Source organism: Methylobacter sp., assembly GCF_030680395.1.
Classification (GTDB): domain Bacteria; phylum Pseudomonadota; class Gammaproteobacteria; order Methylococcales; family Methylomonadaceae; genus Methylobacter_A.
On record NZ_JAUXVR010000018.1, the window covers coordinates 26,270 to 38,764 of the forward strand.

Sequence of the window (12,495 nt, forward strand, 5' to 3'; positions counted from 1 at the left end):
TGCTAAAGCTGCCCGTCGAGGTGGCGTATGCAGCGCTAGGCGAACGATCTCTGTAGGCTCTCCAGTTCATCAAGCAGGCGATCAAAGCTCATTGCTCCAGGACGGTTCATCGACTTCATCATAGGTTTGGGCTTATCAATAATTACCGGCTTTTTAACAATCGGCTCACTTTCCCGCAGCGCTTTAATGAGTGGCATAGAGGCAATTAAATTCTCGCCACCTCTACCAGCTCCGACAAGCTGACCTGTCTCGTCGGTCATGATGACAGTCGTTCCACCGCCTCCAAGTCCAAGCGCCTTCATCATGTCGCCATGACCGCGAATTTCGTGTATTCGCCCATGATTATTATATAAAAGTTTCATAAATTAATTTCTCCAAAAGTTAATATTTACCGTCAATAATCTTTTTCAAGTCTGCGTCCGAAAGAACCGTTACATCCAAAAATGAATCTTCCGACGGCCCGATTTTTCCCCAACCGCGATCAAGTAACGCATTAGCAGCAGCCACCCGAGAACCAGATGATGACTTGGAATCCTTCATGATCTCTACCAGTGTCGCCAGTGCTTCAGCTGTGTGAAGTTGTGCCGCTTTCCGTACAGACTTAACTCCTTTAGGACGTCCACCTGGATTGCCACTCATACCGGGTTTAAATGCCATGTTCATTGCTCCAGTGTTGTTCTCAATGAATGGCGACAACACAGGGTGTAAAATCGCCATTGATATTATTGTTCCGTCACCACCGATCAATAGCAAAGCCAAGTCAAAATAATTCACTATAAATCGCTCGCGCCAGCTATTCCGGCATACCGGCTTGGACGGATTTCAGGAGCTTTCACATACGCTGATTTCTCCCTAACCATAATGGCATTGGGTAATTCAGGCCGCCTGTTGGGGTTCTGAATGCACTCAAAGATTCGCCCGTAGGTGCCGGTTTCCTTGCCGCACCAGCACAAGGAATCTACTGGACCGCGCTCGCGCGTCTCGCATTTTGCGCATATCACCTCAGTAACTGTCGGGCTAATGTTTCGTTTAAGCAACCGGCCGCAACAATGGCGGCACACGTGCGGAACAAGCAGCCAAGTCTCTGTACGCGGTGGTGTATTGATATTGATAGGCTGGACGGCTTTTAGATCGGGCTTTGCCGCTGTCTGACCAGGATAAGGATAAGGCCGCTTCCCACGAAGCTCTCTAATAATTTTCTGAGGAACAACTTCCCCTGCCTCTACAGCTTCAAGAACCAGCTCGCGAACGTCGTCTGGGGCTGTAATAAGCTCCAGCGCAGTATTCAAGGCCAGGCCAGTGGGACAGTTAGACGAGATAAGATATTCCGGGCAATTTGTCGCAAGACGCATATAGCGATTACATTGGGCTTGTTTAACTTGGCAGTTTTCAGCCAGCCACGGCATGAAATCACCTAAAGGCAGGCTCGCCTTGATGCGATTCAAGGACTGGCCGATCAGTGCCGCCAAATTAAGACTTTGCCGCACCATGCTAATAATCTGAGCCTCACGCTCATTAATTTCAGCTGCGATAGCCTTCAACTCGGCCGCTGTGATTTGGCTCAATTCAGCAGTCCTCAGCTTTGACCTTCGAATTTTCCTGCCTTTCCGGCGCCTTGAGGACCGGTTCAGCAATCGGCGCGCGATGGCCCAATCTCGCTAGATGACTACGCGCGATGGCGTCGTTTTTTTCTCTTCGTTCCAGGCGTTCTTTCTCATTCATCTTGGCTCCTCATTGTTAATTTGATCTGACACGGCCATTTTTATATCACAACTTGGAATAGACAAAGTGAACGAACTTCGCTCACTTTCGGTTTAATTTTTTCGTAAATTAATGGATGGCCTCCTCGCCAAATGCTGTTTTTAGCCGTCCATCCATGGCGTAGTCGGTAATGACGGTTAGTAGCCCAAGCAACATTGCATGATCCTTATCATTATCAAAATGAATTCTTCCAGCATCCAGAGCGCCGATAATCTCAGTGCTGCACGTTGCAAACGCGCCTAAAAGGTCCTCGTGATTATGCACATTAACCGGCAGCGTTTGTGATAATTGATGCAATTGCATCAGCGTGGAGCTCATCATTAATTTTTGTAGAGTTTCTTTCATCTTAATTTCCTCGCCCAGTTGAGCTATCTTCCCAGCTCTGCAATACAGCTACAGCTACAGCTACAGCACTGATTATTTTTCATAGTGGTGTGGTTACAGTAGGTGTGTGCCGAAATGGAGCACGAAAGACCTCCGTAAGTTATTGATTTTTTCTTGTTGTGTACCTCCAATCGGTACACAAATCCCAATTACCTAAATTTGTGTCCCAAAAGGGAGTACGCAAAATAGCTTTGTGCCCCCCTTTTCGGTACGGTTGCTTTAATTTTCTGGCCGCCATTTTTCCCAGTCATGAGTAGGATTTTTATAGTCGAATGGCATCCAGGTCAAACGCCATTCACGCGCCTTACTGCCTGTTTTGCTGTTGAATAAAGATTGCTCAAAACAGACAATGAAGCCGCGCTCCTGTAGCACATTAAACGCTTTACCTGCTGTTTCAGGTTTACATCCAATCTTTTGACCAGCCTCACGCACCCCATAGGCCACCGGTTTGTCGTTTCGCCATTGCAGATGAAGTAAATCCATTAACACCTTGGCCGTAGCAGGCATTGACTGATAGGCAGGTGATTCACGCATTGCCCTAGAGACAACCATAACTCCGCCTCTGCCGTCATAACCAAGTCTTGGTTTTTTCTTGGACATTTAGTCGCCCAGAACCCTGGTTCTCTCGACAACAAAGCGATCCAGTGCATTTTTCAGTTTTTGGTAAATCTCTTTATACGGCAATTTCGCTTCCATCCCTTTAGTCAAAGCCTGAGCAGATGTCAGCTCAATTAAACTCAGGTTAGCCAGCTGTATCGCCGTCAGCAACTCTCTAACCTGAGTAACGTGTGGATCAATGACCAGTATCGATTTTTGAACCACGTTGGTGATGGTGCAAAAATATCGGTCGGCGTTGCTGCTGCCCTGTTCTTTTGCATAGGCGATAAATGTTTTAATTTCATCGGTAAGTATGCCTCGACTGTCTTTGCCGGATGAGCGCGCCACCTGATAGGCCAGACTGGCACGTTCTTTTGATTGCCGCTCGAATGCTGCTTCAATCCTTAAGAACTCATCAACAAAACGCCGTTGGCCTTCTCTTGATTTGCGGCCGCCGATAAACGGCATGGCTTTTAAGAATCCCGCCTTATTGAGTTCGTAACGACGGTATTCTTTGCCGCGCTTCACATAATTTGACAGCTTGAATTCAAGCCGTGAGATTGTGCCATCTGCCAGCAAGTCATCCAGAGTTTGCAGTACATTTTTATGATCCCGACCGAACTGTTTGGCAATATCACGGCTATCGACGCAAATCTGATTGCTGCCTCCGCGAATGATGAAATCGTTGACGATTGCAGGCACGCTAGTATTCGTGCTTATTGGTGTCGGGTTATTTTCATTATTCGACATCAGGACTGCCTGGGAGTCGGTGACGGGGAATTTGGGAGGAGTCATTAAGCACCGCCTTGGTTTCCGGCTTCCAGCCAGGCGAACCATTTCGCTTCGTTAATTAAAATCTTGCGGCCATTTCTTAAAATTGCCCCAGATTCCTTGAGGCCGTTTTTTTCCTCGTTAAATATCTGGGCTCTAACACCGCCAATTTTGAAAGCTTTGTGTTTGTCACAAAGTTGATTAACTGTTAAATAGCAATACAATGCTACTTGCTGTTCAGCAGATTGATTGTTTTGTACGCCCATAATTTCACCATTGATTATTAGATAATAAATTCTTTCATCAGCGCTTGTTGTTGATGATGGTGAAATTCTATGCAATTGATTTTAAATGCAATAATGGTAAAAATAGTAATTTACCTAATTTACCTTTTTTACTAAAACTTAATTTGCTGTTTTTTAAAGCAAAAAAAAGGGGCTTAAAGCCCCGTTTCTTGTTTCTCTGTTATTTCCCCCGCCCGCCTTGCGTCTAGTTTGAGTGTGTTCAACTGCTTTTTCACCTCTTTTCCTTCGTCTGATTTAAACCAAGTATTAAGAGTTTCAATATTTTTTCCCCATAAATCTGGACGCTCATTGCGCAGATCATCATCAATCAACTTGTGAGATTTATTGATGATATTCTCATCCTGTTTTAGCCGAGCCATAAAGTGCTCCGCTCTTAATTTGTCCTGTCCCCCTTTTTGTCGTCTTGGTTTGCTGGTTTTGCCCTTAACGCCTGCCGGTTCGGCACTATCTTGGGTACCCGTCCCCATATCACTCACTTCTCCGATTTGCTGATTTGGGTCTAGTGTTTTTGATGTCGCACAACCCTTAATTTCTTCAATTTCAGATTTCAGGCAGTATAGGTTTATTTCACCAACGGCAACGCCATCAAGGTATTCATTATCATCATCACAGTCTCGCCTACTGATAAACCGACCATCAGAGTCAACATGGAGTTGAAATTTTTCACCTCTTGCAAGCATCCCAATCTGATTTGTGTCATTCAAATATATTGGTACTCTAATATTATGCCCTTGATAAGGCTCTTCCATAGAGCACCAAAACCAATCTCCCTGGGCATAAATTGACAGTTCTCCGCGCATACCAAGCTGTAATAACCTTCTAACAGGCATTCCAGATAATAGTGCTGCTTCATCAATCATTAAAAATTTATTCATTGTGCCCCACCAAATATTTTGGCGTTCATACTGGCAACCACATTTGAAACATGGCCGTCTGAAAGGTGGGCGTATCGCTTCACCATCTGTAGCGTTTTATGTCCCAGCACAGCCGCTATATCGGCCATGCTTGCGCCATTCATTGCCAGATATGAGGCTGTACAGTGTCTAAGGTCATGCCATGTAAAATCAGTTATCCCGGCGTGTTTTCTGGCTGTCTCCCACGGTTGCTGTAAATCAATCGGGTTCAGCGGGTTTTTAATGCCGGGGAATAATAGTTGAGTGTCTAGCCGTCTAACCTTGGCATGTTCGCGCAACAGCTCCAGGCAATGCCCGGCCAAAGGAACGCGCCGCCGGTCACCGTTTTTAGTTTCGTGCAGAATTAAAAAGCCGTCTTTTAAATCGACATCTGACCACTTCAGGTTGAAAAGCTCGGCCTGTCTCATACCGGTGGACATTGCCAGAATCACACACGTATAAAGCAATTTATTTCGGGATGCTTTACACGCGATTAATAGACGACCCCGTTCACCATCATCCAAAAACCGGACACGCCCGCGCGCTGCTTTGGGTTTTTTGATGTTCTTCATGGGGGAATCTTCCAGCCACGCCCAATCCCGAACGGCTGTAGTAAAAACCGTACTCAGTGAAGCCATGTATCTCAAAACAGTGGTGGGGCTCCGTGGCTTGCCCCTAAACTCTTCGTTCAAGAGCTTTTCTTTAACCAGCGTTAAAGTGTCGGCCGTCACATCGGCCAGCAACATATAACCGATTTCCTCTTTCCAGCGTCTTAGGTGTAGGCCGGTATGATCATCTTGGACTTTGTTGAGGTTTGCGCCGGATAAGTAGCGGTCAATCATTTCATCGACTGTGTGCTTTTTGGCTTCAGCGGTTTTGAAGTGTCGCCCTTCCCTGATTGCGCTTTCAGTGTCTTGTGCCCATTTTTTCGCGTCAGTTAGCCGATTAAAAGTGGCGGTTTGTGCTGGGTAGCCTTTCAGCCGAACTTGTGCGGTGTAGTAAGGTTTGTTCTCGGCTGTTAATCGCTTAGTGATAGTTGCCATGGTTGCCCCTATAGGATAGCAACCGGCATTTTGATATGATGCTCTCAGCCATTGCTTAACCCAGAATTAAGTTATTGGTAAGGCCTTGTCGGTGCTAGTTACACCCTCAAGGCCGCTTTATTTCTAGGTTTTTATTATACTCTCACGTTGCACTCACGTTGCAATTGAGTATAAAAAAGGGCAATAAATGGCAATAATGGGCAACAAGAGAAAACGATTAAATCATTGAATTAATTATTATTGTTTGTTGTGTCGTGTTGTGGTTTTTAGTGTTTTTGGGATTCATAACCCCGGGGTCGGTGGTTCAAGTCCACCTATCGCCACCATACAAATCAAGCGCTTAGGTGAAAACCAAGTGCTTTTTTTATGCCTGAAATAAAAGCTTTCCCAATTTCGTCCCATTTCTACAAAAACAGCCACAACAAACCGCAACACTTGCCGGAATTTCAGACACAAAAAAGCCGATATTACCCGGCTTTGATTGTTGAGTGATTTGACGTATCAGTTTACCCTTAGAATGTTAGTTGATCTTTGCAATCGCCTTTTTAATTTGACGCAAACCAACTCGCTTGCATTGCACTTATCGCTTCCGATCCTCCCGGTGCACTGGACAATATCAATTTTCACGGTAAGTTATAACAAAAAATTAAATAAAATCGAAATCCAGGGCGCGTTGACTGACTAAATGCCCGGTGATTACCGCTCAATAAAATAATAATAACGAGGTGAGCTATTATGCCAAGAAAAATCCACATGCAGGACCAGGTTGGACGCAGCAAAGTTGCAGAGATAATGAGCCATGACTACGGCCAGAGTTTTCTGGATCAGTGGACCATGAAATGTGCAGTGATTGGGTTATTTTTGCTGGTGGGGGTGTATTGGTGATGGGGCAGTTACATCCTATTCCGGCACAATTGCCGTGCCTCACGGGTTGAAATGCTGTCGCAATTAGTTAGAGCGTTAGCTGTTATTCGGATTGAAGCGAGGGATTAACATAAAAAGCAGATTAAAACGGAAATAAAACGTGTTTTCAATCCTTAAATAAGCGCCTGGCGCTCCGCATGCTGGAGATTCAAATTGAATCACGGCATATTATTGCCATCACCGGAAGCCACGCGCCAAGCATTGATTTAGTTTTAACCGAAACAAAAGTAAAGACTTTTCAAACCTTCTACACCGTTTTGTTGATACAACTGAAAGTAATCACGCAAAGTAGTTTCATAAACGTCCACCAATAAAGCGATCCTGTAATTGGATAGGCCACGGCTTTTTAACCACAATGCTTGTAGGCGCCGCCGAACTAACGGAACGGGATGGGTATGCCTTTCCTTTTTTAAAATTCCTAATGTTTCCGAAGTAAATTCAATGTGTATTGTCATAGTAATTCCAGTACTCAGTCAGCCTTGTTATGTCGTGTAAAAATTGTTTAGATCAGCGTAAATCCGTTCGTCCTGAGCCTGTCGAAGGATGAGCGGATTTACTTTTACAGGGTATAAATATCATCAATGTAGAATGGGTTAGTCTAAACGTTAATTTAGCGTTTTGGCATATGCATGAATACTTATATCACCACTTGTTTTGGCCGAATTTATCCGGTCGCGACGGTTTCAAATCGATAAAAAATGCCAGTTCCGGACGCAACGTAATAGGTCAGAGAAAATAATGAACCTTGAAGAGGTACACCGTCTTTTACAGCTTCTTGCGTGCGCCAACCGGAAATCACAACATCTATTCCATCCCGTAGGATACCGACTGGATGACATTGACCAACAGGCCCGGATAAATACCAAACCCAACCAGCAGTACCGTTAAAACGGCGAGTGTTGCCGTGGAAATCCAACCTTGAGCAGGTTTAATTGTGCTTGCTTCGACGCTCATCGACATAACAACGATGATTCTCAAGTAGTAATAAAGCCCCAGACCGCTGCCAACGATAATGGCGAGCAGCAATCCCCATAATCGGCCGTCCGCAGCGCTGATAAAGATATAGAATTTACCGATGAATCCGGCCGTCAGCGGAATACCCGCCAGCGACAGCAGCATCAGAGTAAAAACCGCCGCCAGCCACGGCCGTCGCCAAAACAACCCACGATAAAAAGACATCTCATCCGCTTCCGTTTGCGGCGTTGAAAGCACGGAAACGACTCCGAAAGCGCCAATCGTGGTAATGAAATAAACCAGCAGGTAAAAGGTAACGGACTCCACTACCAATACTGAAGAAATGCGGCCGCCCGCAATGAATGCAACCAGCAAATAACCCATGTGAGCGATGGACGAATAGGCCAGCAAGCGCTTAACATTATTTTGCAGTAGCGCCAGCAGATTACCGCCCAGTATCGATAGACCGGCGATAACGCTGAACACGTTTAGTAAGGGCGTATAGGCGTAACTGTCGGTACTGACGAAATATCTCAGGAGCAAGGCGAAAACCGCGCCTTTTGAAACGGTCGCGATAAAAGCGGTGATCGGTGCTGACGCGCCTTCATAGACATCCGGCGTCCATAGATGGAACGGTATCAGGGAAAGCTTGAAGCCCAGCCCGGCCACGATCAGGAGTGTTCCGCTTAAAACCATGACGTTCATATCCTGCCGACTCGCGATATAGCGTCCGATGCCGCTGAAGTAAAGTTCGCCGCATTGTGCATAGATCAACGCCATGCCCATCAACAGAAAGGCTGAAGACACGCCTGACAAGACCAGATATTTGATCGCCGCTTCCAGAGGCCGTGTCTGATTAAGCGGATAGCCGACCAACACAAACAGGGAGATACTGAGTATTTCAAGGCCGATAAAAAAGCTCGCAAAATGACTGCTGCCGACCAGCACCGCACCGCCCAGCAGTGCCGTCAGCAACAGCAACGGGAGCTCTTCGTTTTCGCCTTCGCGTTCTTTGAAATAGTCGTAACAAAACCCCAACACCGCAAGGCCTGCCGACAGCAACAACGCCATAGAGAACAACGCGTAGGCATCCATCCGGATCAATAAAGTGACCTGAACCGGACTCTTCCGCCATGCGACGCCCAGCGCCACCAGCGACATGATGATGCCAGCGGCGGCAATGCCGAAGGACAACATAAAATTTCGCCTGACAGCAATACCGAGCATTACCGCTATTGCAGTTCCGGCAAGAGTGATGACAGGCGCAAGCGCGATAAGTTGATTAATGTTCATCCTCGCTCCATCGCTATAGCGTTTCGTATTGCAGGAGCCGAGACGTTCAATACCGCCTGAGGACTCAGGCCAAGCCAGACCGTCATAAGCGCCAGCAACCCTAACGATGCCCATTCACGGCGACTGGCATCGGACAAAGGAGAATATTGAGACAATGGACCGTAAAAAGCTTTTTGCATCACAATCAGTGCGTAAACCGGGGCCAGAATAAGCACCAGGGTTGTCACAGAGGTCAACAACATATCGACGCCAAAAGCCCCCTGCAACACCAGAAATTCGCCAATAAAGTTCCCCAACCCCGGAAGACCCAGCGAGGCCACCGAAAAGAACAATGCCAACGCCGACAACCGGGGCAGCGCGAACCAAAGCCCGCCCATATTCCCCATTTCCCGTGTATGCAGTCGTTCTTGCAGAGCTCCGGCGAGCATAAACAACGCCGAAGCGCTGATGCCGTGAGCCAGCAGGGTGATGACCGAACCTTGCAAAGCGAGCAAGTTCCAGGAAAATACTCCAAGCAGGATAAAGCCCATATGACTGATACTGGTATAAGCGATCAGTCGTTTCAGATCGGACTGCGCAAAAGCCATGACCGCCGCATAAAGCACGCTCACGGCTCCCAGCATCATCGCAACCGGGGCAAACTGATGCGCCGCTTCCGGAAACAACGGCATGACAAAGCGCAGCAAGCCGTAAGCGCCGGTCTTAAGCATTACTCCGGCCAAAATCACACTGCCGCCGGTTGGCGCTTGAGTATGGGCGTCCGGCAACCAGGTATGAAACGGCACCGCAGGCAGCTTGACGGTAAACGCGATAAAAAAGCCCAGCATCAGCCAGAATGCGACATCGGGTTCAAGCGCAGTATTGAGCAATTCGAAATAATCGAAACTGTAGCTTCCGCCGTTGTCATGGTGTATCAGTACCAGAACGATGATCGCCGACAGCATCAGCAGACTGCTCACTTGGGTAAAAATGAAAAACTTGATTGCCGCATAAGTCCGGTTTTCGTGCCCCCAGATGCTGATCAAAAAATACATCGGGATAATCATCAATTCCCAAAAGACAAAGAACAGGAACAGGTCAACCGCCAGAAACACACCCACGGTACCGGCCAGACACGCCAACAGATTGAAGAAAAAGAATCCCTGACGGCTGTTGATTTCAGTCCACGAACTGCTGACTGCCATAAAACCGAGCAGCACCGTCAGCGCTATCAACAGCAAGCTCAGGCCGTCCATCACCAAATGAAAACCGATGCCGAAGCGCGGAATCCACGGTCCGTGAAAATCGGCCAGCCAGACCGGCGACAATCCGTCCGTATACTCTGCCCATGAGAGCGGCAAGGTGAGAATCAGTGCCTCAGCAGTAAGCGTTATGACGCCCACCCAACGCGGCGCGTCTTGGCTCCAGCGTTCTGAAAAAAAGGCTGCAAACCCGCCCAGCAGCAAAACGCAGATAAGCGCCGGCAGTATCATGACAGCCATCCTATCGCGATAATGATCGCAGTGCCGAGCGCTATGGATGAGGCGTACCAACGGATACGACCGGTCTGGGACGCGCTGAGCATAGAATGCCCTCTCCGACTGAGCAGCGCTATCGCAGCGTAAATGCCATCCACGGCATCGTTTTTATTGAGCTTGACGATGGTTTTAAAGGGCCGTATCACTAAGGTGTCATAAAGCGTATCCATGCCCCAACCGTTAACAAAGAATATCCGCATTTGGTTTACCCGGCCTGAGCCGACGAGACGGTGAACAGGAAAACCACCCTCAAGATAAAACAGTATCGCGATCAACAAACCGATAAAAGGCGCCGCAATAGTGATAACCGAAACAAGACTAAAACCGTGATCCTGATTAAACAAAACGGGAAATACGGAATCCAGCGGAATACGCAGCATGCCGCCCAAGAGAGTCAATATACCAAGCAAGATCAGCGGCAGACTCATACGCCAACCAAGACTGTTTTCAACGGCTTGCGGTTGGACGCCGAAAAAGACCACGAAGACAAGACGAAAACTGTAGATGCCGGTGATTATCGCCCCCAAACAACCGGCCGCCCATAGCCCCGGAGAGACACTGTAAACTGCCGCCAGAATCTCGTGCTTGCTGTAAAAGCCGGAAGTAAAAGGCAGTGCGGATAAAGCGGCGCTACCGATCATAAAACTCCAGAAAGCCAGAGGCATGGCTCTACGCAGCCCGCCCATCTTGAAAATATTGTGCTCGTGATGGAAACAGAAAATCACCGCGCCTGCGGCCAGGAACAATAGCGCCTTGAAGAAGGAGTGAGTCAGCAGGTGAAAAATAGCCTCCGACCAGGCTCCGACACCCAAAGCGAGAAACATGTAGCCAATCTGGCTGATGGTTGAATAAGCAAGAATACGCTTGATGTTGGTCTGCGCGATCGCGGAGCAACCCGCCATCAACAAGGTGAGTATACCCACCACTGCAACGACGAATTGAATCGACGGCGCCATTATGAACAAGGCATGAGTTCTGGCAATGAGATAGACGCCCGCAGTGACCATAGTGGCGGCATGAATCAGCGCGCTAACCGGCGTAGGACCTGCCATAGCGTCGGGCAGCCAGGATTGCAGCGGCAATTGCGCGGATTTACCCAGCGCTCCACCCAGCAGCAGTGCGGCGGCGGCGACAGGCAACAAGGAGCCTGAAGTCCACTGACTGGTAACGCGGAGCATTAGGAGCTGAATATCAAAGGTGTGCAGTTGCGCGAACAGCAGAAACAGTCCTATCAGTAAAGCCGTGTCCCCTATCCGGGTCATCACAAACGCCTTGCGTGCGGCATAGCCGTTGCCCGGGTCTTCATACCAGAACCCGATCAGCAGATAACTGCCGAGCCCGACACCTTCCCAGCCCAGATAAAGCAGCACCAGATTGTCCGCCAGCACCAGCACCAGCATGGCGGACATAAACAGATTCATATAAGCGAAAAAACGCGCATAGCCGGGATCGTCTTCCATAAATCCGGCAGAATACACATGAATTAAAAAGCCGACACCGGTAACGACAAACAACATCGTGACCGACAAAGCGTCGACATAGAAGCCGAAAGGTATCGACAGATCGTCAACTTCCATCCAGCTGCCTAATATCAAGCGGTAAGGTTGCAGCCCTCCATTCAGGAATTCGGCTCCGATCAAGGCGACCAGTAACGCCGAAACAGCCACGCTTCCGACGCCCACCCACGCAATCAACGGATTGGAAAATCGCTCACCCGTCAATACTAGGATCAAAAACCCCAGGAACGGAAACAATGGCACCCACCCCAGCAATTCAATCACTTCCGCCCCCTACCCTTTTCGCTGTTCTCACGCAGGGAACAATTACCGAGGAGCAAATATCTGTCCATGCAATCGTAGTTTCGCGAGACTGGAAGCTGGAGCTTCCCACACTGAATTCCCAAGCTGGAGCTCTCGTCGTTATACACATCTCGACGTAGGCCGGAATAAGCCTGTCCGCGCGTTAAGCGCAGGACTGGTGTTTCCGGCGCTCCGATTGCCGGAAACATCCGCCCTTGCTGACGCCGGGCGGACTCATTCCGGCCTACATCCAG

General features: G+C 48.2%; 15 protein-coding genes. All 15 read right to left on the bottom strand.

What is annotated here, in order from left to right; translation table 11 throughout:
- Window positions 1–35: 35 nt before the first annotated feature.
- On the bottom strand, window positions 36–362 hold the full coding sequence (locus tag Q8L79_RS07690; RefSeq protein ID WP_305269794.1) for a hypothetical protein: 327 nt from the start codon (window positions 360–362) through the stop codon (window positions 36–38).
- Window positions 363–381: 19 nt separating this feature from the next.
- Window positions 382–774 (bottom strand): DUF5681 domain-containing protein, encoded by a 393-nt coding sequence (locus Q8L79_RS07695; RefSeq protein ID WP_305269796.1) that lies wholly within the window; start codon window positions 772–774, stop codon window positions 382–384.
- Window positions 774–1,565, bottom strand: coding sequence for a DUF3102 domain-containing protein (locus Q8L79_RS07700; protein ID WP_305269798.1), 792 nt, complete (start codon window positions 1,563–1,565; stop codon window positions 774–776). The genes Q8L79_RS07695 and Q8L79_RS07700 overlap by 1 nt, the downstream gene beginning before the upstream one ends.
- Before the next feature lies 1 nt (window position 1,566).
- Window positions 1,567–1,722 carry a hypothetical protein gene (locus Q8L79_RS07705; protein ID WP_305269800.1) on the bottom strand — a complete coding sequence of 52 codons (156 nt, stop codon included), beginning with the start codon at window positions 1,720–1,722 and terminating at the stop codon, window positions 1,567–1,569.
- Window positions 1,723–1,830: 108 nt separating this feature from the next.
- On the bottom strand, window positions 1,831–2,106 hold the full coding sequence (locus tag Q8L79_RS07710; RefSeq protein ID WP_305269802.1) for a hypothetical protein: 276 nt from the start codon (window positions 2,104–2,106) through the stop codon (window positions 1,831–1,833).
- A 258-nt stretch (window positions 2,107–2,364) separates the two neighbouring features.
- Window positions 2,365–2,745: a hypothetical protein gene (locus Q8L79_RS07715; protein ID WP_305269804.1), complete on the bottom strand. Its 381-nt coding sequence runs from the start codon at window positions 2,743–2,745 to the stop codon at window positions 2,365–2,367.
- Complete coding sequence (locus Q8L79_RS07720) at window positions 2,746–3,537, bottom strand: Rha family transcriptional regulator (RefSeq protein ID WP_305269806.1); 792 nt, start codon at window positions 3,535–3,537, stop codon at window positions 2,746–2,748.
- The gene (locus Q8L79_RS07725) at window positions 3,537–3,779 is read right to left on the bottom strand and encodes a hypothetical protein (RefSeq protein WP_305269808.1); all 243 of its coding nucleotides are present in this window, start codon (window positions 3,777–3,779) and stop codon (window positions 3,537–3,539) included. The genes Q8L79_RS07720 and Q8L79_RS07725 overlap by 1 nt, the downstream gene beginning before the upstream one ends.
- Window positions 3,780–3,952: 173 nt before the next feature.
- Window positions 3,953–4,693 (bottom strand): hypothetical protein, encoded by a 741-nt coding sequence (locus Q8L79_RS07730; protein WP_305269810.1) that lies wholly within the window; start codon window positions 4,691–4,693, stop codon window positions 3,953–3,955.
- A complete protein-coding gene (locus Q8L79_RS07735; RefSeq protein ID WP_305269812.1) occupies window positions 4,690–5,754 on the bottom strand; it encodes a site-specific integrase in 1,065 nt (354 codons plus the stop codon). The genes Q8L79_RS07730 and Q8L79_RS07735 overlap by 4 nt, the downstream gene beginning before the upstream one ends.
- 1,136 nt (window positions 5,755–6,890) lie before the next feature.
- Window positions 6,891–7,133 carry a helix-turn-helix domain-containing protein gene (locus tag Q8L79_RS07740; RefSeq protein WP_305269814.1) on the bottom strand — a complete coding sequence of 81 codons (243 nt, stop codon included), beginning with the start codon at window positions 7,131–7,133 and terminating at the stop codon, window positions 6,891–6,893.
- Window positions 7,134–7,482: 349 nt separating this feature from the next.
- Complete coding sequence (locus Q8L79_RS07745) at window positions 7,483–8,925, bottom strand: NADH-quinone oxidoreductase subunit N (protein ID WP_305269816.1); 1,443 nt, start codon at window positions 8,923–8,925, stop codon at window positions 7,483–7,485.
- Window positions 8,922–10,397: a NuoM family protein gene (locus Q8L79_RS07750; protein ID WP_305269817.1), complete on the bottom strand. Its 1,476-nt coding sequence runs from the start codon at window positions 10,395–10,397 to the stop codon at window positions 8,922–8,924. Before Q8L79_RS07750 ends, Q8L79_RS07745 begins: the two co-directional genes overlap by 4 nt.
- Window positions 10,394–12,223, bottom strand: a complete 1,830-nt coding sequence (gene nuoL, locus Q8L79_RS07755) for an NADH-quinone oxidoreductase subunit L (protein WP_305269819.1) — start codon at window positions 12,221–12,223, stop codon at window positions 10,394–10,396. The genes Q8L79_RS07750 and nuoL overlap by 4 nt, the downstream gene beginning before the upstream one ends.
- Window positions 12,220–12,495 (bottom strand): hypothetical protein (locus Q8L79_RS07760; RefSeq protein WP_305269821.1); only part of this gene is annotated, 276 nt, incomplete at its 5' end. The genes nuoL and Q8L79_RS07760, both read right to left, overlap by 4 nt.